This is a genomic window from Amycolatopsis sp. NPDC058340 (assembly GCF_042723975.1).
Taxonomy (GTDB): domain Bacteria; phylum Actinomycetota; class Actinomycetes; order Mycobacteriales; family Pseudonocardiaceae; genus Amycolatopsis.
Window position 1 is genome coordinate 15708 of record NZ_JBHXIB010000072.1, and the last position, 19618, is coordinate 35325.

The following is a 19618-nucleotide window of genomic DNA, read 5'->3' on the forward strand; positions in this document are numbered from 1 at the left end:
CGGCCTTCTTCTTGCGCACTCACAATGGTCCCTTCACCGATCACGTACTGGACTCCCCCGCCGTCTGCGGCTGCTCCCCTGCGAGTGCCGCGACGACCGCTTCCGCGGTGCGCCTGCCGAAGCCGGGCACCGCCTCGATCTCCTCTATCCGCGCTTCGCGGAGTTTCTTCACCGAGCCGAAATGCTTGATCAGCGCGGTACGGCGAGCCTGCCCCAGCCCCGGCACACCGTCCAATGCGGACACCTGCATCCGCTTGGACCGCTTCTCGCGGTGGTACCGGATGGCGAAGCGGTGCGCCTCGTCGCGCAGCCGCTGCAGCAGATACAGCGCATCGGAAGTGCGCGGCAGGATCACCGGATCGGGGTCGCCCGGCAGCCACACCTCTTCCAGCCGCTTCGCCAGGCCGACCACTGCGATGTCGGTGACGCCCAGTTCGGAAAGGACGTCCGCGGCGGCGGTGGCCTGCGGGCCCGCGCCGTCGACGACGAGCAGGTTCGGCGCGTAGGCGAACTTACGCGGTTTGCCGGTCTCCGGGTCGATGCCGGGCCGGTCCGGATCGACGGCGGCGTCTTCCGCGTTTTCCTTGAGATAACGCGAAAACCGGCGGCGGACTACCTCCGCGATCGACGCGACGTCGCCTTCCTCCGCGGCCTCACGCAAGGCGAAGCGCCGGTACTCGGACTTGCGCGGGATGCCGTCCTCGAACACCACGAGCGAGGCCACCACGTCGCTGCCCTGGATATGGCTGATGTCGACGCATTCGATGCGCAGCGGCGCGGTTTCCAGCGCCAGGTAGTCCTGCAGCTCCGCCAGCGCCGCCGAGCGCGCGGTGAGGTCGCCCGCGCGGCGCAGTTTGTGCTGGGTGAACGCCTCTCCGGCGTTGCGTGTCACGGTCTCGGCGAGCGCGCGTTTGTCGCCGCGCTGCGGCACCCGCAGGCTCACCCTCGACCCGCGCAGCCCGGAAAGCCATTCGCCGAGCGCTTCCGCGTCGGCGGGCAGCTCGGGGACGAGCACCTCGCGCGGCACCGGCGGGCCGCCGTCGGGATCGTCCGCACGTTCGGCCTGCTCGCCGTAGAACTGCGTGATGAAGTGGTCGACGAGATCCTTGACGTCCATCTCTTCGGCCTTGTCGATCACCCAGCCGCGCTGCCCGCGGACCCGGCCGCCGCGCACGTGGAAGACCTGGACGGCGGCTTCGAGTTCGTCGTGGGCGAAGGCGACGACGTCCGCGTCGGTGCCGTCGCCGAGCACGACCGCCTGCTTCTCCATCGCCCGCCGCAGCGCGCCGAGGTCGTCGCGCAGACGCGCGGCGCGCTCGAACTCCAGCTCTTCGGACGCGGCCGCCATTTCCTGTTCCAGGCGGCGGATCAGCGCGTCGGTGCGGCCGGCGAGGAAGTCGCAGAAGTCCTCGACGATCGCGCGGTGTTCGTCGGCGGAGACCTTGCCGACGCACGGCGCGGAGCACTTGCCGATGTAGCCGAGCAGGCAGGGCCTGCCGATCTGGCCGTGCCGTTTGAAGACGCCCGCCGAGCAGGTGCGCGCCGGGAAGACCCGGAGCAGCAGGTCGAGCGTTTCGCGGATGGCCCAAGCGTGCGCGTACGGACCGAAATACCGCACGCCCTTCTTGCGCGCGCCGCGATAGACGTGCAGGCGCGGGTACTCCTCGTTCATCGTGACGGCGAGGACCGGATAGCTCTTGTCGTCGCGGTAACGGACGTTGAACCGCGGGTCGAACTCCTTGATCCAGTTGTACTCGAGCTGGAGCGCCTCGACCTCGGTGCCCACCACGGTCCACTCGACGCTCGCCGCCGTCGTCACCATCTGGCGCGTGCGCGGGTGCAGGCCCGTGATGTCGGCGAAGTACGAGTTCAGCCTGCTTCGAAGGCTTTTCGCCTTGCCGACATAGATGACCCTCTTCGTGGCGTCACGGAATTTGTACACGCCAGGGGCGTCCGGGATGCTCCCCGGCGAGGGACGGTAGGTGGTCGGGTCAGCCACAGCGCCAAGCCTATGGGGCACCACCGACAGTCTTACGAGGCCCCGTCCTTAGACGCGGTCCGGTCAACCCTTCGAGTGGCCATTCCCACGATCCGGTCCGTATTTCACTACGTATACCGACCTAAGTCGGGTCTTCGGCCGGAACCGACGTTCGTTGGTTCCAGGCGGGTGAATCGGTTGATTACTTTCCGTCCCAGTTCCACTTCACTCGGTTCTTCGTCAGATGACGCTCGAAAGGACTCCTGCACCGTGAGCCGTCTTCGTACGCTGGGCGCCGCCACCCTCGCCGCCGCAGCCCTCACCATGACCGCCGGCGTCGCTTCGGCGGGCACCCCGACCGGTGTCCAGCCGAACATCGTGGGCGGCGGCACCGCCCCCACCGTGAGCTGGGGCGCCCAGGTCTACGTCAACACCCCGGGCCGTCAGTGGGACGGGTTCAACTGCTCCGGCAGTGTCATCGCCCAGCGCTGGGTCCTGACCGCCAAGCACTGCCTCGACTCCGACGGCAGCGGCATGCGGGTCCGCGTCGGCAGCAACCAGCTGCAGGGCGGCCGTGAGATCGCCGTCGACCGCAAGGTGTCCTCGCCGAACGGCGCCGACATCTCGCTGCTGCACCTGGCCTCCGACGCCGGTGTCACGCCGATCAGCCTCACCGGCTCGAACCCGCCGGTCGGCAGCACCAACCAGCTCTACGGCTGGGGCCGCGAGACCCCGACCGGCCCGCCCGCCTCGGCGCTGAAGGTGGCCGACGTCCGCGTCACCGGCAGCTCGCGCGACGCCTACGGTGGCCCGGCCATCCAGAGCGTCGGCATCAACGGTTCGGCGTGGAAGGGCGACTCGGGCGGCCCCCAGGTCTACAACGGCGTCCAGGTCGGTGTCGCTTCGACCGTGCAGAACCAGAGCGGTTCGAACATCCGCGGCACCAACAACTACGGCAGCGTCGCTTCGGCCCGCTCCTGGATCCGCTCGACCACCGGGGTCTGACCTCCACCCCGGCGGCCCCTGTCACGACGTGACCCGTCGTGACAGGGGCCTTTCACGTCGGAGTGTCGGTGGGGTGTGGGACGCTCGCGGGCATGCGGATCGCGACCTGGAACGTGAACTCGATCGGGCCCCGGCTGCCGAGGGTGCTGGAGTGGCTCGGTTCGGCCCAGCCGGACGTGCTGTGCCTGCAGGAACTCAAATGCGGCACCGACGCCTTCCCCTTCGACGCCGTGAAGGAACTGGGCTACGAGACGGCCGCCTACGGCATCGGGCGCTGGAACGGCGTCGCGATCCTGTCGCGCATCGGGCTGGAAGACGTGACACGCGGGCTGACCGGCGAGCCCACCTTCGAGGACAAGACCGACGCGCGGGCCATCGGCGCCACCTGCGGCGGGCTGCGGCTGTGGTCGGTGTACGTGCCGAACGGGCGCGACCTGGAGAACCCGCACTACGGCTACAAACTCGCCTGGCTCTCGGCGCTGGAGGCGACCGTGCGCGAGGAGCAGGCGCGCGGGCTGCCGTTCGCGGTGCTCGGCGACTTCAACATCGCGCCGACCGACGCGGACGTCTGGGACATCGCCGTGTTCGCCGAATCGACGCACGTGACCGAGCCGGAGCGGAAGGCGCTCGCCGCGCTGCGGGACCTCGGGCTGTCCGACGTGTTCCCGCGGCCGCTGAAGTACGACCACCCGTTCACGTACTGGGACTACCGGGCCGGGAACTTCCCGAACAACAAGGGAATGCGGATCGACCTCGTGTACGCCGACGCCGTCGTGGCGGGCGCGGTGACGGATTCCTATGTGGACCGTGAGGCGCGGAAGGGGAAGGGACCGTCGGACCACGCGCCGATCGTGGTGGACCTCTCGCTCTGAACAGTGGGTCAGGTCTCGTGAGTGGTAAGGACGGTTAGAACCGTCCTTACCACTCACGAGAGGTCAGCCTTTCCAGGCCGCCTTGTGCAGCTTCCGCAGCGCCCGCACCGCGGCCACCGCGCGTTCCCGGTCCACGGCCTGCACGGCCATGACCGAGTAGTACTCGTCCTCCGGCAGCTCCAGCCGGGCCCACGAGGCGCCGTCCGGGAAGCTCACCGAGAGCACCTCGCTCCACGCGAACCTCTTGGTCATCAGCACGTTCCGGACTTCGATACCGTCCGCGTCGGCCTTCACGCGCGCGGTCGCGAACAGCATCGTGCCCAGGGCGAGCAGGACCCCGATGCCGATCATCGCCGCCTGGTCGGACGGCTGGAAGATCACGCCGGTGTCCGAGCCGCGCAGCAGCACCGCGACGACCACGAAGGTCGCCAGCAGGATCACCGCCAGCACGGAGCACATCACCAGGGCACGGCGAGGCCGCACCACCACGACCTCGGATTCGGTCATCACATCCGCCTCGACGCTCACACGAATCCCCGCTCGGTCCACGGCTGGCGCAGGTTCCGCAGCGCGTGCGCGGCGTCCAGCGCGGCGACCGTCGCCTCGTAGCCTTTGTCCTCGACGGAGCCGGGCAGCCCCGACCGGTCGAGGGCCTGCTGCTCGGTGTCGCAGGTGAGGACGCCGTTGCCGACCGGGGTGCTCTCGTCGAGCGCGACCCTGGTCAGGCCCGCGGTGACCGCGTCGCAGACGTACTCGAAGTGCGGCGTCCCGCCCCGGATGACCACGCCCAGCGCGACGACCGCGTCGTGCGTGCGGGCCAGCGCCTGCGCGGCGACGGGCAGTTCGACGGCGCCCGCGACGCGCACGACCGTCGGCTCCTCCTCCAGGTCGGCCGCCTTGGCCGCCTCGAGGGCGCGGTCCAGCAGGGCGCTCGTGATCTTCGTGTGCCAGCGCGTGGCCACTATCCCGAGCCGGATGTTCTTACAGTCGGACAGGTCGAGTTCGACGTCCGGACGGCCTTCGCCGCTCACCGCGTGCCACCTCCGTTGCCCTGGTCGACCTCGGCGCCGACCTGGTCGAAATGCTCCAGCTGGGACAGGTCGTGCCCCATCCGGTCCCGTTTGGTCTTGAGGTAGCGCAGGTTCTCCGGGTTCGGCGAGATCGGCAGCGACACCCGCCCGCTCACCCGCAGGCCGTAGCCCTCCAGCCCGACGCGTTTGGCCGGGTTGTTCGTCAGCAGCCGCATCGAACGGACACCGAGGTCGCACAGGATCTGCGCGCCGGTGCCGTAGTCCCGCGCGTCGGCGGGGACGCCGAGCTGCAGGTTCGCGTCGACGGTGTCCGCGCCGGCGTCCTGCAGCTGGTAGGCCTGCAGTTTGTGCAGCAGCCCGATGCCGCGGCCCTCGTGCCCGCGGATGTAGAGCACGACGCCGCGGCCTTCCTTGGCCACCGCTTCCAGCGCGGCCTCCAGCTGCGGGCCGCAGTCGCAGCGCAGCGAGCCGAAGACGTCACCGGTCAGGCACTCGGAGTGCACGCGGACCAGGATGTCCTCGCCGTCGCCGATCTCGCCGTAGACGAACGCGATGTGCTCGATGCCGTCGAGCAGGCTGTCGTAGCCGACCGCCCGGAACGTGCCCGCGCTCAGCGGGATCCGTGCCTCGGCGACCCGCTCGACCTGCTTCTCGGTGCGCCGCCGGTACGCGATCAGGTCGGCGATGGTGATCATCTTCAGGTCGTGGTCCGCGGCGAACACCTCGAGCTCGTCGCGGCGGGCCATGTCGCCCTCGTCCTTCTGCGACACGATCTCGCAGAGCACCCCGGACGGCGAAAGACCGGCCAGCCTGGCCAGGTCGACGGACGCTTCGGTGTGCCCCGGGCGCCGCAGGACGCCGCCCTGCTTGGCGCGCAGCGGGACCACGTGGCCGGGCCGCCGGAAGTCCGACGCCTTGGACGCCGGATCGGCGAGCAGCCGGATGGTGTGCGACCGGTCGGCCGCGGAGATCCCGGTGGTGATGCCCTCGGCGGCGTCGACCGTGACGCTGTACGCGGTGCCGCGCTGGTCCTGGTTCGTGTGGTACATCGGCGGCAGATCGAGCCGGTCCGCCTCGGCCTCGGTCAGCGCCACGCAGACGTAACCCGAGGTGTAGCGCACCATGAAGGCCATCAGTTCCGGCGTGGCCTTCTCCGCCGCGAAGATCAGGTCGCCCTCGTTCTCGCGGTCCTCGTCGTCCACCACGACGACGGGACGGCCCGCCTTGATGTCGGCGATCGCCGCCTCGATGGCATCGGCGTTCACGGCCACCACCCCGCCCGCACAGGGGGTCAGATCGGCCGACCCCGGAATCGCACTCGTCTCGCTCACGCCCGCTCCTCCGTACCGCCATTGTCCCCCTGCGCGCGCAGGTGCGGCATGGCCAGCTTCTCGACGTACTTGGCGACCACGTCCACCTCGAGGTTCACCAGGTCACCCGGGGTGTTCCGGCCGAGCGTGGTGAGTTCGAGCGTGGTCGGGATCAGGGCGACGGAGAACTCCTCGTCGGTCACCGAAGCGACCGTGAGGGAGACGCCGTCGACCGCGATCGACCCCTTCTCGACGACGTACCGGGACAGCTTCTTCGGCAGCGCGAACGTGGTGAGTCCCTGCTCGTCGCGTTTGAGGAAGACGCCGGTGCCGTCGACATGGCCCTGCATGATGTGCCCGCCGAGCCTGCCGCCCGCCGGCGTCGCGCGTTCGAGGTTGACGACGTCGCCGACCTGCACCTTCGCGAGGCTGGAGCGCTGCAGGGTCTCGTGCACGACATCGACGGTAAACTCACCGCCCGTCACCGCGACCACGGTGAGGCACACGCCACTCACCGCGATGGAGTCGCCGTGCCCGGCGTCGCTGGTCACCAGCGGCCCCCGAACGGTCAGTCTCGCGGCGTTCGGGACCTGCTCGACCGCGGTGACCTCGCCGAGTTCCTCGACAATGCCGGTGAACACTCCTGCTGCCCTCCTCCTGGCTCGCACCGTCGCTGGGAACGGTGCTCCCCTCATCCAACACCCATCGGGGCCGATTCCTTCTCCTGACCCGACGGCGGATCACGAGGCGGGATCAGCCGCGGACGCGGGCCGCCTGCTCGCGAAGCGCCGCGACGGCCTTACCAGGGTCTTCGGCGCCGTACACGGCGGAACCGGCGACGAAGCAGTCCACCCCGGCTTCGGCGGCCTGCTCGATGGTGTCGGCGTTGATCCCGCCGTCGATCTCGACGACGAGCTTGAGGTGGCCGGTGTCGACCAGGCGCCGCGCGGTGCGGACCTTGTCGAGGACGCCCTCGATGAACGACTGGCCGCCGAAACCGGGCTCGACCGACATCACCAGGAGCGTGTCGTAGTGCTTGAGGGTCTCGAGGTGGTCCTCGATCGGCGTGTTCGGCTTGATCGACAGGCCAGCCTTCGCCCCGGCTGCGCGCAGGTTCTTCGCCAGCGCGATCGGGTCGTGCGCGGCCTCGACGTGCACGGTGACGTTGTAAGCGCCCGCTTCGGCGTACCCGATGGCCCACTTGTCGGGGTTCTCGATCATCAGGTGGCAGTCGATCGGCACGTCGGTGGCCTTGAGCAGCGACTGCACCACGGGCAGGCCCAGGGTCAGGTTCGGCACGAAGTGCGCGTCCATGACGTCGACGTGGACCCAGTCCGCGCGGGTGTCCCCCTCCCCCGCGACGGCGCGGATCTCGTCGCCGAGCCGGGCGAAGTCCGCGGAGAGGATGCTGGGTGCGATCAAAGGTCGGTGAGCCACGCGCCCGAGTGTAGGAGGGCGCCGCTAACGCCCGCTAACCGGCTGTGACCGGCGACCCGGTCTGGAGTATGACGCGAAATGGCACCGCAGTGGGAGGTGCGCGCACGCGCCGCCGAATAGCGTTCCCCTCATGGTCAACCCACTCAAGCCCCTCGTGCGGATCGGCAGCTACCGCAGCCTGCCGTTCGGTTTCCTCGGCATGGCGATCACCGCGATCCCGTTCCCGGTCGCGCTCGTCCCCGCCGTTCTCATCCCGGGCGACGTGCGGGCGAAGATGGCCTACGGCGTGCTCGCCATGGGCTTGCTGGTCGCGCTGGCGGGCTTGCCGGGACCGATGCGACGGGTCGGTATCTGGTTCTCCAACCAGATGCTGGGCACCCGGATCGCGCAGCCCGCGCCGCATACGAAGATCGCCTGGGCGGATCGCTGGCGTTCGGCGGCCTGGCTGCTCGTGCACACCGTGCTCGGCTGGGTTCTGTTCGGCCTCGGCTGCTTCCTGTTCCTGGGGTTCGTCCTGACCCTGGTGTGGGCAGGGGGTGGCGGTAGTCCCATCGCGATCTTCGGTGAAGAGGTGACGATCGAACCCGGCATCGCCGGCGCGTGGACGCTGCCGATCGGGTTCTTCACGCTCGTCGTCATCGCCTACGTCCTCGCCGGTTTCACGAAGCTGTTCCAGTACAGCGCGGTAACCCTGCTGGGCCCTTCCGCCGCCGAACGCGTCGCCGCGGCGGAGGTGCGGGCGAACCACTTCGAGCAGCGCAACCGGCTGGCCCGCGAACTGCACGACTCCATCGGCCACACCTTGACGACGTCAACCATCCAGGCCGCCGCGGCCGCCGAACTGGTCGAATCCGAGCCGCAGCTGGTGCGCCGGGCGCTGGGCACCATCGAGGAGTCTTCGAGGGCGGCGCTCGAAGACCTCGACCACGTCCTCGGCCTGCTGCGCGACGACCGGTCGTCCCGCGAACCCGAACGACGGCTGATCGAGGCCGGGACGCTGGCCGAACGGGCCCGCGCCGGTGGCGCGGTGATCGACTACGAGCTCACCGGCCCCGCCGCCGAACTGCCCGCGACCCTTTCGCGGGAGGCGTACCGGATCGTCCAAGAAGGACTGACGAACGCGCTGCGGCACGCCCATCCCGGCCCGGTGACCGTGCGGGTCGCGGTGCTCGCCGACGCGTTGCGGATCGAGATCGTGAACCCGCTCATGGAACACGCGGCCGCCTCCGGCCGCGGCGGCAACGGGCTGCCTGGGCTCACCGAACGCGTCGAGGCCCTGCGCGGGGAGCTCGTCGCGGGGCCGGCCATCGACGGGGAACCGTTGTGGCGGCTGGTGACCACGATCCCGCTACGGTCGCGCTCATGACACTGCGCGTCCTGATCGTCGACGACGAACCCTTGCTGCGAGCCGGATTGCGCTCGCTGCTGGACAACCAGCCCGATCTCACCGTGGTCGGCGAGGCGGGCGACGGCGGCGAGGTGGTCGATCTGGTGCGGCGGACGCGTCCCGAGGTGGTCCTGATGGACGTGCGCATGCCCGGGGTGGACGGGATCGAGGCGACCCGGCGGGTGCTCGCCGAGATCCCCGAACCGCCGAAGGTCCTCGTGATCACGACGTTCGACAACGACGACTACGTCTACGACGCGCTGCTGGCCGGGGCGAGCGGATTCCTGCTGAAGCGGGCGCGCAAGGAGGAGTTCGCGCACGCCATCCGGACGATCGCCGCCGGGGAGACACTGCTGTTCCCCGACGCGATCCGCCGGATGGTCACCGCGCGCCCGGCGCCGTCCGGCCTCGCACCTCGCCCGTCGTCGCTGACGAAACGGGAGACCGAGGTGCTGCGGCTCATCGCCACCGGGAAGTCCAATGTGGACATCGCGGCCGAGCTCGTCATCAGTCTCGAAACCGTGAAGACCCATGTGGGCAACATCTTCGGGAAACTGGGCGCGGCCAACCGGAGCCAGGCGGTGGTGTTCGCCTACGAGACCGGCATCGTCGCGCCGGGGCACAGCCTGCGCTGAGCCTCTTGATGCACGGTCCCGCGCCCGGCCGTGTTGCGAAAGCCACTTTCGCAACGTTGAAGGTTGCGAAAGTGGCTTTCGCAGCACGCGCCACGCGACGGCCGCCCGGAAAGGTGGGGCAAACCCCAGTAAGGTGTGGGGGTTCACCTCATGGTCACCACAGCCGAACGTCCCTAGCGTGGTATCTATGCGAAAATCCTTGCCAGGCAAGAAGATCATCGCCGTCGGTTCGCTGGTCGCGCTGCTCGCCGCGACGACCGCCACGCCGGCCCTCGCCGCGACCCATCCGCGGGACGAAGTCGACAAAGCGCTGAAAACGCTGGTACAGGACGGCGTTCCCGGCGCTCAGGCGACCGTGACCAGCCCGTCCGGGCGGACGTGGTCGGAGCGCGAAGGCGTCGGGAACGTCGAGACCGGGACACCGTTCCCGCACGGCTCGAAGTTCCGGGCGGCCAGCATCACCAAGACCTTCGTCGCCGTCGTGGTCCTGCAGCTGGTCGCCGAGGGGAAGGTGCGGCTGGACACGCCGATCGAGGAGTACCTGCCCGGTCTCGTCCGTGGGAACGGCAACGACGGCACCGAGATCACCGTGCGGCAGCTGCTGCAGCACACCAGCGGGATCTACAACTACCTCCGCGACCTCGACCTCGAAGAGTGGCGTCATCGCGGCGCCGAACCGGAGGAGCTGGTCGCGATCGGTCTCGCGCATCCGCCGCTGTTCGCGCCCGGCACGAGCTGGTCGTACTCCAACACGAACTACATCATCGCCGGGATGCTGATCGAGAAGCTCACCGGTCGTTCCGTCGCCGGGGAGATCCGGAGCAGGATCACCGGACCGCTGGGCCTGCGTGACACCTCTCTGCCGTCGCGCGGCAACGAAAGCCTGCCGTATCCGCACGCCAGGGGCTACGGACCCGGCCCCACCGACTACACCGAATTCGATCCCTCGGCCGCCGGGGCCTCCGGCGGGCTCATCTCGACCGGCGCGGACCTGAACCGCTTCTACGGCGCGCTCGTCGACGGCCGTCTCCTACCGCGCGCGCAGCTGGCGGAGATGCAGCGGACCGTTCCGGCGCCCGTCGGGCTCCCCGGGGCGGAGTACGGCCTCGGGATCGCGTCCGTCCCGCTGTCGTGCGGCGGCAGGTTCTGGGGGCACGGCGGGAACATCGTCGGCTACGCGAACCTGTCCGGCGCCGTCCCGCACGGCAGGCGGGTGAACGTCGTGGTGAACCTGAATCCCGCGCCGCCCAAGGTGGGCGACGACCTCGCCAAGGCGCTCGACACCGGGTTCTGCGCCCGCTAGACCGGCGGCAGCAGGTCCAGCACGGAGGTCCACGAGGCGTCCGGTGTGAGCCTCGTGGTGGTGACCCCGGCCGAGGCGAGCGTGCCGAGATGGCGTCGCCACGCCGGATGGTGGATCCGCGTGTCCTGGATCTGGTAGCCCAGCACGACCGTGATACCCGGCGTGCCGAGGACGTCGCCGAGCAGGGTCAGCGCCTGGTTGTCGGCGATGCCCAGCGCCAGTTTCGCCACGGAGTTGGCGGACGCGGGCGCGAACAGGAACACCGACGGGTCCGGATGTGGGCGGGGTTCGCCCGGCAGCCGGGAGGTGCTGCGGACCGGCAGCTCGGTGAGCTTCTCCAGGTCACCGAGCCCGCCGGTCGTCTCCAGCCAGCGGGCCGCGGTGGGGGTCAGCGTGATCGCGAGCTCCCAGCCGCGGTCCGCGGCCGGTTTCGCGAGCTGCGCGGCGAACCGGGTGTCCAGTCCGCCGCACGAGCTCGCGACCAGGCCGAGGACCCTGCTCACCCGGCGGAGTCCGGCTTCCGCAGGACGGCGCAGAACATCGCGTCGGTGCCGTGGCGGTGCGGCCACAACTGGACGTACGGGCCGTCGCCGAGCTGCGGGACGCCGGGGAAGAACTCCCGCGCGTCGACGATCTGGGCACCGGCGCGGCGTGCGGTCTCCCCCACGACGCCTTCGGTCTCGGCCAGATGCGGCGAGCAGACGACGTAGGTGACGATGCCACCGGGCCGGACCAGGTCCAGCGCCGCGGTGATCAGCTGGCCCTGCAGTTTCGTCAGATCCGAGATGTCGCTGGGCTGACGGCGCCAGCGCGCCTCGGGGCGGCGGCGCAGCGAGCCTAGGCCGCTGCACGGCGCGTCGACGAGGACGCGGTCGTAGCCAGGTTCGAGACCGGTCTCGCGGCCGTCGGCGACGTGCACGGTCACCGGCAGGTCCTGGACGGCGTTTTCGATCAGCTTCGCCCGGTGCGGCGCCTTCTCGACGGCGTCGACGGTGGCGCCGGCGGCCACCGCCAGCGCGCCGAGCAGCGCGGCCTTGCCGCCCGGACCGGCGCACAGGTCCAGCCACCGCACGTCGGGGCCGGAGCCGGAGACCGGGACCCTCGTGACGGCGTAGGCGCAGAGCTGGCTGCCCTCGTCCTGCACCGCGGCCAGCTTTTCCTTGATCGGCTCGAGGTCGCCGGGGTCGCCGGAACCGGCGGGCAGCCGGACGCCGTAGGGCGAGTACGGCGCGACGTCGCCACCGGTGATGGCGGCCAGCTCCTCGGCGCTGATCTCGCCGGGCCGGGCGACCAGGTGGACGTCGGGGCGGTCGTCGTCGGCCTCCAGGGCCGCTTTCAGCTCCGCTCCCTTGTCCCCCAAGGCTTCCGCGAACGACCGGGCGACCCAGCGCGGATGCGCCGTCCGCAGGGCGTAGGCGCCGATCGGGTCGGCGGCCTCGTCGGGCGCCAGTTCGTTCAGCCAGGTCTCTTCGTCCTTTTCGGACACCGAACGCAGCACGGCGTTCACGAAACCCGCGATCCAGGAACCGACTTCGGCGCGGACGAGGTCCACAGTGGACCCGACGGCGGCGTGCTGGGGGATGCGGGTGCGCAACAGCTGATAGGCGCCGAGGCGGAGCCCGTCCAGCACGATGGCGTCGACCTTCTCCAGCGGACGGTCCAGGCAGGCCGCGATGACGGCGTCCAGCATGCCGACCGCGCGGCAAGTGCCGTAGGTCAGTTCGGTCGCCAGCGCCGCGTCGCGGCCGGAGATCCGGCGGCTGCGCAACAACTGTGGCAGCACCAGGTTCGCGTACGCGTCGTCCTCACGGACCGCGCGCAGGACGTCGAAGGCGACCTGACGAGCCGGGTCGATCTGCGGCGGGCGGCTCGGCCCTTCCTTGCGCGGGGCCGGACGGCCTCGCTGCGGCCTCGACGGCCGGCGTTCCCTACGCTCGTTCACTGCAGGCGCTCTCCTTGTCCGATCCTCGTACCGCGCGCCCAGTCGGTGGCCGCCATCCGCTTCTTCCCCTGCGCCTGCACCTCACCCAGCCGCACCGGCTTCGACGCCGTGCCGACCAGGACCCGCTTGCGCTCCACGACCAGTTCGCCGGGCGGGGGCCCCGGCTCGTCGACGATCGTCACCGGGCCGAGTTTCAGCCGCTCACCACGGAACTCCGCCCACGCGCCCGGCTCCGGCGTGACCGCGCGGATCTGCCGGTCGACCGCGGCGGCCGGGTCGGCGAACGACACGCGCGCGTCCTCGACGGTCACCTTGGGCGCGTAGCTCACGCCGTCCCCGGTCTGCGCGACCGCGCGCAACGAGCCGTCGGCGATTCCGTCCATCGTGGACACGAGCAGCTTCGCGCCGGACTCCGCCAGCCTGCCGAGCAGTTCCCCGGCGGTGTCGGTGGCGGCGATCTGCTCGGTGACCACGCCGTAGACCGGGCCCGCGTCGAGTTCCTTGACGATGCGGAACGTCGAGGCGCCGGTGATCTCGTCCCCGGCGCGGATCGCGGCCTGGACCGGCGCGGCGCCGCGCCACGCGGGCAGCAGCGAGAAGTGCAGGTTGACCCAGCCGTGTGCCGGGATGTCCAGCGCGGCCTGGGGCAGCAACGCCCCGTACGCGACCACCGGGCACGCGTCGGGCGCGATCTCCGCGAGCCGGGCGAGGAACGCGGGATCGCTCGCCTTCGGCGGGGTCAGCACCTCGATCCCATGCTCGTCGGCCAGCGCGCCGATGGGCGACCGGACGACCCGGCGGCCGCGGCCCGCCTGCGCGTCCGGACGGGTCACGACGGCGACGACCTCGTGCTGCTCGGACGCGAGGAGCGCGCGCAGTGACGGGACCGCTGGTTCGGGGGTGCCGGCGAAGACGAGGCGCATCAACGCACCTCCGCCGGGGGGACGGGTACCTCTGACTGGGCGAACATCGCCGCTCAGTCTAGAAGGACCCCACCGCCGGGGCGCGCTCGCTCCACTCGTGGGGGCTGAAGGACGCTTTCCCCGCATGTCATGTGGGGAAAGCGTCCTTCAGCGCGTGGGATGCGGGGAAAGCGTCCTTCAGCTACCTGGGCGGCCAGGGCAGCACGACGGCCGCCGAGCCACCACCCCGGCGCGTGGGTTCGGCGGCCGCGAGCCACCGGCCGTCCCGCAGCCGTTCGACGCCGGTCGCCGCCCCGATCTCCGCGGGCGACGTCGAGAAGCCCTGCCCCTTTGCCTTGAGCGCCTTGAGCACCTCGGTCTGGTCCAGGAACGCCTGCTCCACCTGCGCGGCCGCGGAGTTCCGCTGCGAGGCGCGCGGTTCCGCGATCGCGTCGACCAGCTTCAGCCCGCGGTCGATGCGGCCGGTGAGGATCTGCAGCACCGTGGTGATGATCGACGCCCCACCGGGCGAGCCGACGGCGAGGAACGGCTTGCCGTCCTCGAGCACGATGGTCGGCGCCATCGACGAACGCGGCCGCTTCGCCGGGCCCGGCAGGTTCGGGTCGGGCACGCCCGGCGTCACCGGGGTGAAGGAGAAGTCGGTCAGTTCGTTGTTGAGCAGGAAGCCGCGGCCCGGCACGACGATGCCGCTGCCGCCCTCCTGCTCGATGGTCAGCGTGTAGGCGACGACGTTGCCCCACCGGTCGGCGACCGTGAGGTGCGTGGTGTTCTCGCCCTCGTACGGCGTCGGCGCGGGGTTCGTCCCCGCCACGCACGGCGTGGGCTTGCGCGGGTCGGCGGGCGCGACCGGGCTCGTCCCGGCCTTCGCGGGGTCGATCAGGCACGCGCGGCTGTCGGCGAACTTCTGGCTGATCAGTTGCTTCGCCGGGACGTCGACGAAGGCCGGGTCGCCGATCCACCGGTTGCGGTCGGCGAAGGCGTACCGGGTCGACTCCAGGAAGTAGTGCAGGTAGTCGGCCTTCTCCAGCTTCGAGAGCTTCGTGTTCTCGAGGATGTTCAGCGCCTCGCCGACGGTCAGCCCGCCGGACGACGGTGCGGGCATGCCGTACACGTCGAGGCCGCGGTACTGGGTCTTCGTCGGTTTCCGCTCGACCACGCGGTACTTGGCGAGGTCGGCCGCGGTCATGTCGCCGGGGCGCACCTTCAGCGTCGACGCGGGGTCGACCGGCGGCTTCCGCACCGTGTCGACGACGTCCGCGCCGATCGGGCCGCGGTACAGCACGTCGGTGCCCTTCGCGGCGAGCTGCGCGTACGTGCCCGCGAGATCCGGGTTCTTGAACGTCGTTCCGACCGCGGGCGGCGCGCCGCCGGGCAGGTACAGCGACCGGGTGGACGGGAACGCCGAGAAGCGGGCGGCGTTGTTCGCGATCTGGGTGTTGAAGGTCTGGTCGACGGTGAAACCCTTGCGGGCGAGCTCTTCGGCGGGTTTGACCGCCTTCGCCAGTGACCTGGTCCCCCACTTGCGCAGGGCTTCGTCCCAGGTGGCGGGCGTGCCGGGCACGCCGACGCCCAGTCCGCTGGTGACGGCCTCGGCGAACGGGATCGCCTTGCCGTTCTCGACGAAGAGGTTCTCGTTCGCCGTCGACGGCGCGGTCTCGCGGCCGTCGAGGGTGTGCACCTTGCCGGAGCGCGCGTCGTAGTAGACGAAGAAGCCGCCACCGCCGAACCCGGCGGAGAACGGGTCGGTGACGCCGAGCGCGGCGGCCGTCGCGACCGCGGCGTCGACGGCGTTGCCGCCCTCGCGCAGGATCTTCGTGCCGATCGCGGTCGCGTCCGCGTCGATACTCGACACCGCGCCCAGATAGCCGACGGCGGTCGGTGACTTGGGCGTCGGTGGTGCCGCGGCCGCGGTACCCGGCGCGGCGGTGCCGACCAGGACGGCGATCGCGGTGACTGCGGTGATGCGTACCGGAATGCTTCTGTGCGCGGCCATGGCGCGAGTCTGCCCCGCCTGTCCACCCCGGACAAGACCCGCCGAGACCTGCGAACGTCGGTGGTGCGGCCGGGCCCGGCTGAGAAGAATGCGGTCCATGAAGACTCCCGGCAGGCGGTGGGGCGTGTTCCTCCCGCTGCTCATCGCTCTTCCCGTCCTCGCTGTCCCCGGCGTCGCCCAGGCGGAAGGCGCGAGCCCCTGCTTCGACGACTCCGCCGCGATCACCGTCGAGGAGAAGCGGCTCACCGCGACCATGCCTTCGGGTGGTCCGGCGGTCGGCCCGGAGCTCGTCCGGCTCGCCGGCTTCGACAAGCTCGTCTCCGACTTCGCGACGCGTCTCTGCGCCACGAAGACCGCTTTGCGGGCCGAGAAGCTCGCCGAGACCGCCGGTGAGGGGCTCTGGCGCACCGCGGTCGATCGCGCGCAGGGCCGCCGTCCGGACCTCGGCGGCATCGACAAGGCCGACGACCGGCCGCTCTACTGGGCCCGCCTCCAGATGAGCAAGGCGTTACGGCAGTGGACGCCGCGTTTCCCGCTGTCCGCGCCCGCCCGGGCCGAGCTGCTGAAGACGTTCGACTTCGGCGCGCGAGGGCTCGACGACTCCCGCTTCCCCTCCGGCCCGAAGCTGCGCAGGGTGCTTGTGAGCGGTTTCGACCCGTTCACCCTCAACGGCGCCGGCGTCCGCATCGCGAACCCGTCGGGCGCGGCGGCGCTGCATCTCGACGGCAAGACGATCCAGACGCCGACCGGGCCCGCGCTGGTGCAGGCGGTGTCGTTCCCGGTGGTGTGGAGCTACTTCGACGCCGGCATCGTGGAAGCCGCCTACGGCAAGGCGTTCCAGGACCGTTTCCGCCGCCCGGAGCTGATCATGACGATCAGCCAGGGGCGTCCCGGCCGGTTCGACATCGAGCGGTGGGCCGGTGCCTGGCGCGGCGGTTCGCCGGACAACCTCGACGAGCCCGTCCGCGGCCCGGTCCCGCCCGCCGACGGCTGGCCGCAGCCGGACGTCCAGTTCATCGAAACCACGCTGCCGTACGAGAAGATGCTCGCCGCGCCGGCCGGGGCGTACCAGGTGCTGTACAACCAGGCGTTCTGCGTCTGGCCGGACGCCACGAAGCCGGGGACGGGGACCGCGGTGTGCCGGACGGACGCGCCGAAACCCGGCGAGGTCGCCGCCTCCGGGGGCGGCGGCAACTATCTCAGCAACGAGTCCATGTATCGCAGCAACCGGCTCCGGACGGGGCTCGGCCTGGACGGGATCGCGGGCGGGCATCTGCACACGCCCGTCCTCGGCACGCCCGCCGATCCCTCGGCGCTGACCGACGCCGATTTCGAGGCGCGGCGGGCGGCGATCACTTCGCAGATCGTCACGCTGCTCACCGCCGCCCTGGGCGGCACGGACACCAAACCCGCTTCGCCCGCTCCGGGCGCTTCGGCTCGCGCCGACGTCCTCTCCACCCCCGGCACGACCCTCTGACCCCACGCGTTCAGTCCTCTGGATGCGGTGGTTCGACATCGAACCACCGCATCCAGAGGACGAAACGCGGGGCGCTAGATGAGCTCCAGCGGGTCCAGCTGGATCCGGATGGGCTCGGCCGCCTTGCGCGCGTCCCGGCGGGCGGCCGCGGCGTGGATCGCGGCGGCGAGCGCCTTCCCGTCCGGACGCGCGACGCGCACCAGCGCCCGTTCCCGTTCGGCGTTGCCGTCCTCGTCGACCTCGCCGAGCGGCACCGGGCCCAGTACCTCGCCGGTCTCCGGGAGGGCCAGGTCGTCGAGCAGTCCGGCGACCGCGTCCGGCGTGCCTTCGATACTCGCCATCCGCATCGCGGGCGGGAAACCGAGCTCGCGCCGCTCCGCCAGTTCGAGGCTCGCGTGCCAGCCCGGGTCCCAGCGCACCAGCGCCTGCACCACCGAAAGGCCCGCTTCCGCGCCGACGAACACGCGACCGCCTTCGGCCCCGGGCCGCACCAGGGCCGCCGCCGCCATCCAGCGGCGCAGGGTCTCCTCGCCCGCGCGCAGGTCCTGCCGCCCCAGCAGTGCCCAGCCGTCCAGCAGCAGCGCCGCGCCGTAGCCGCCTTCCGCGACCGGCTCGGCGCCCGGCGTGCACACCACCAGCGCCGGTTTCCCTGGCACCGAAGCCAAAACCTCCGTCGCCCCCGACGTCCGCACCGGGAAACCGGAGAACGCGCGGCCCAACTCCTCCGCGGTGCGCTTCGACCCGACGACGACCGCCCGCAGCCGCACCGAACCGCAAGCCACGCAATGGAAGTTCGTCTCGGGGACGCCGCACCACCGGCAGGCGGGCGGCCTCGGCGCGCCGTCGATCAGCCCGCCCGGCAAGGAAAGCGGACCGGCGCAACGACGGCAGTGCGCCGACGTCCGGCAGTTGCCGCAGGCGAGTCCGGGGACGTATCCGCGACGCGGAACCTGCACCAGCACGGGGAATCCGCCTGCCAGCGACTGCCGCGCCGCCTCGAAGGCGACCGACGGGAGCCGCGCGGCCTTGGCCGCTTCATCCCGGGCGACGTCGAAGTCCTCGCCGACCGGCGTGACCCGCGGCGCCGCCGCCCGCAGCTCCGGCCGGGCGGCCACGAGGGGCTGCGCCCAGCCCGATTCCACCAGGAACTGCGCCTCGGCGGTACGCGCGAAACCGGCGACGAGCATGGAGCCCTTCGCGGCGTGGGCACGGTCCATCAGCACGTCGCGGACGTGCGGATACGGCGCGTGCTGGTCGAGGTGGACGTCGTCGCCGTCGTCCCACACCACGAACAGGCCGGGATCGGTGACCGGCGCGAACATCGCCGCGCGCGTGCCGACGACGACGCGCACCGCGCCGCGCAGCACCGCGAGCCACCGGCGATAGCGCTCGGCGGGCCCTAGCCCGGCGATCAGCGCGACCACGGAATCGGGGCCCAGCAAGGAAACGCACGCGTCGTGCAGCCGGGTCAGGTCACGATGGTCGGGCACGACCATGACCACGCCTCGTCCCGCGGAAGCCGCGACGGCCGCCGCTTCGGCGAGGCGGCGCGGCCAGTCCTCCCCCGGCAGCGCCTGCCAGACCGCGTTGGCCGGACGCCGTTCCGCGACGGCCTCCAGGAACGCCGGACCGCTCTGGTACTTCTCCCAGGCGGTGGTTTCGGGCGGCTCCGGCGTCGGCGCGGGCTCGGCGGGCGGTTCGCCCTCGACCTTCGCGTGCCGGGACGGGATCGCGAGCCGCAGGACGTCGCTGAGCGTGCCGCCGTAGCGGTCCGCGACGGACCGGCAGAGCTTGAGCAGCGCCGGGGGCAGCACGGGCTCGCTGGAGGTCACCCTGTCGATGTACGCGAGCTTCCCGGTGAACTCCGTGGTGTCGGCGCGCTCGACGAGGTACCCGTCGACGAGCTGGCCCGCGAACCGGACCCGCACCCGGCAGCCGGGGACGGCGGTTTCGTGCAGTTTCTCGGGGATCCGGTAGTCGAAGGTGCGGTCGAGGTGGGTGAGCGGGATGTCCACGACGATCCGGGCGACCGGGTTCTCGGGCGCGGGGTTCTGCGCGCCGCGGCGGCTGGCCGTTTTCGCGCGCGCCGGTTTGGCCTTCCGCGGCGGCTCGGCCTTCGGCTCCGGAAGGTCCCACAGCGGGGTCGGTTCGGGACTGCTGCTCACCCGGTGATCTCTACCAGACTCCGTCGCCGGTGCCCGCCACCGCGTGCGATGAACGGTCCGTTACTTGCGGAAATTTCAAGTGACGGGCCCGTGATAGCACCCGCGGGGGGGGCCAAAGCGCGGGGGGGTGGCGGGGATGGCGACCGCAGGGCGGTCTGGG

Annotated in this window: 17 protein-coding genes; 6 read left to right on the forward strand and 11 right to left on the reverse strand. The window is 71.2% G+C overall.

Annotation, left to right across the window (positions count from 1 at the left end; genetic code table 11):
• Positions 1 to 40: 40 nt before the first annotated feature.
• Positions 41 to 1999, reverse strand: coding sequence for an excinuclease ABC subunit UvrC (uvrC, locus tag ACFWIW_RS39370; RefSeq protein ID WP_378373143.1), 1959 nt, complete (start codon positions 1997 to 1999; stop codon positions 41 to 43).
• Between the two features lie 249 nt (positions 2000 to 2248).
• On the opposite strand from uvrC, the gene ACFWIW_RS39375 reads away from it, so the two are divergent.
• Positions 2249 to 2983, forward strand: coding sequence for a S1 family peptidase (locus tag ACFWIW_RS39375; protein ID WP_378373144.1), 735 nt, complete (start codon positions 2249 to 2251; stop codon positions 2981 to 2983).
• Positions 2984 to 3075: 92 nt separating this feature from the next.
• Entirely contained in the window at positions 3076 to 3855 is a 780-nt protein-coding gene (locus ACFWIW_RS39380) for an exodeoxyribonuclease III (protein WP_378373145.1), read from the forward strand.
• 63 nt (positions 3856 to 3918) lie between these two features.
• Here ACFWIW_RS39380 and ACFWIW_RS39385 read toward each other — a convergent pair whose 3' ends face one another.
• The 5 genes from ACFWIW_RS39385 to rpe all read right to left on the reverse strand — a co-directional run bounded on the left by ACFWIW_RS39385 (position 3919) and on the right by rpe (position 7618).
• Positions 3919 to 4362 (reverse strand): PH domain-containing protein, encoded by a 444-nt coding sequence (locus tag ACFWIW_RS39385; protein WP_378373146.1) that lies wholly within the window; start codon positions 4360 to 4362, stop codon positions 3919 to 3921.
• Positions 4363 to 4379: 17 nt separating this feature from the next.
• On the reverse strand, positions 4380 to 4886 hold the full coding sequence (ribH, locus tag ACFWIW_RS39390) for a 6,7-dimethyl-8-ribityllumazine synthase (protein ID WP_037343973.1): 507 nt from the start codon (positions 4884 to 4886) through the stop codon (positions 4380 to 4382).
• Complete coding sequence (locus ACFWIW_RS39395; protein WP_378373159.1) at positions 4883 to 6157, reverse strand: bifunctional 3,4-dihydroxy-2-butanone-4-phosphate synthase/GTP cyclohydrolase II; 1275 nt, start codon at positions 6155 to 6157, stop codon at positions 4883 to 4885. Before ACFWIW_RS39395 ends, ribH begins: the two co-directional genes overlap by 4 nt.
• A gap of 56 nt (positions 6158 to 6213) precedes the next feature.
• Positions 6214 to 6837, reverse strand: a complete 624-nt coding sequence (locus tag ACFWIW_RS39400; protein WP_378373147.1) for a riboflavin synthase — start codon at positions 6835 to 6837, stop codon at positions 6214 to 6216.
• A 112-nt stretch (positions 6838 to 6949) separates the two neighbouring features.
• Positions 6950 to 7618 carry a ribulose-phosphate 3-epimerase gene (gene rpe, locus ACFWIW_RS39405; RefSeq protein ID WP_007029650.1) on the reverse strand — a complete coding sequence of 223 codons (669 nt, stop codon included), beginning with the start codon at positions 7616 to 7618 and terminating at the stop codon, positions 6950 to 6952.
• 145 nt (positions 7619 to 7763) lie between these two features.
• On the opposite strand from rpe, the gene ACFWIW_RS39410 reads away from it, so the two are divergent.
• The 3 genes from ACFWIW_RS39410 (at position 7764) to ACFWIW_RS39420 (ending at position 10958) form a co-directional block, all read left to right on the forward strand.
• Positions 7764 to 8999, forward strand: coding sequence for a sensor histidine kinase (locus tag ACFWIW_RS39410; protein WP_378373148.1), 1236 nt, complete (start codon positions 7764 to 7766; stop codon positions 8997 to 8999).
• On the forward strand, positions 8996 to 9655 hold the full coding sequence (locus ACFWIW_RS39415; protein WP_378373149.1) for a response regulator: 660 nt from the start codon (positions 8996 to 8998) through the stop codon (positions 9653 to 9655). The genes ACFWIW_RS39410 and ACFWIW_RS39415 overlap by 4 nt, the downstream gene beginning before the upstream one ends.
• A gap of 187 nt (positions 9656 to 9842) precedes the next feature.
• On the forward strand, positions 9843 to 10958 hold the full coding sequence (locus ACFWIW_RS39420) for a serine hydrolase domain-containing protein (RefSeq protein WP_378373150.1): 1116 nt from the start codon (positions 9843 to 9845) through the stop codon (positions 10956 to 10958).
• Here ACFWIW_RS39420 and ACFWIW_RS39425 read toward each other — a convergent pair.
• The 4 genes from ACFWIW_RS39425 to ggt all read right to left on the reverse strand — a co-directional run bounded on the left by ACFWIW_RS39425 (position 10955) and on the right by ggt (position 15816).
• Entirely contained in the window at positions 10955 to 11461 is a 507-nt protein-coding gene (locus ACFWIW_RS39425) for a flavoprotein (RefSeq protein WP_378373151.1), read from the reverse strand. The genes ACFWIW_RS39420 and ACFWIW_RS39425 overlap by 4 nt on opposite strands.
• The gene (locus tag ACFWIW_RS39430; RefSeq protein WP_378373152.1) at positions 11458 to 12900 is read right to left on the reverse strand and encodes an RsmB/NOP family class I SAM-dependent RNA methyltransferase; all 1443 of its coding nucleotides are present in this window, start codon (positions 12898 to 12900) and stop codon (positions 11458 to 11460) included. The genes ACFWIW_RS39425 and ACFWIW_RS39430 overlap by 4 nt, the downstream gene beginning before the upstream one ends.
• Positions 12897 to 13823: a methionyl-tRNA formyltransferase gene (gene fmt / locus ACFWIW_RS39435; RefSeq protein WP_378373153.1), complete on the reverse strand. Its 927-nt coding sequence runs from the start codon at positions 13821 to 13823 to the stop codon at positions 12897 to 12899. The genes ACFWIW_RS39430 and fmt overlap by 4 nt, the downstream gene beginning before the upstream one ends.
• A 181-nt stretch (positions 13824 to 14004) precedes the next feature.
• Positions 14005 to 15816 (reverse strand): gamma-glutamyltransferase, encoded by a 1812-nt coding sequence (ggt, locus tag ACFWIW_RS39440; protein ID WP_378373154.1) that lies wholly within the window; start codon positions 15814 to 15816, stop codon positions 14005 to 14007.
• Between the two features lie 97 nt (positions 15817 to 15913).
• Here ggt and ACFWIW_RS39445 point away from each other — a divergent pair, with 97 nt between their 5' ends.
• Entirely contained in the window at positions 15914 to 17293 is a 1380-nt protein-coding gene (locus ACFWIW_RS39445; protein ID WP_378373155.1) for a hypothetical protein, read from the forward strand.
• A gap of 74 nt (positions 17294 to 17367) precedes the next feature.
• On the opposite strand, the gene ACFWIW_RS39450 is transcribed toward ACFWIW_RS39445, so the two are convergent.
• Positions 17368 to 19458, reverse strand: coding sequence for a primosomal protein N' (locus tag ACFWIW_RS39450; protein ID WP_378373156.1), 2091 nt, complete (start codon positions 19456 to 19458; stop codon positions 17368 to 17370).
• Positions 19459 to 19618 lie beyond the last annotated feature (160 nt).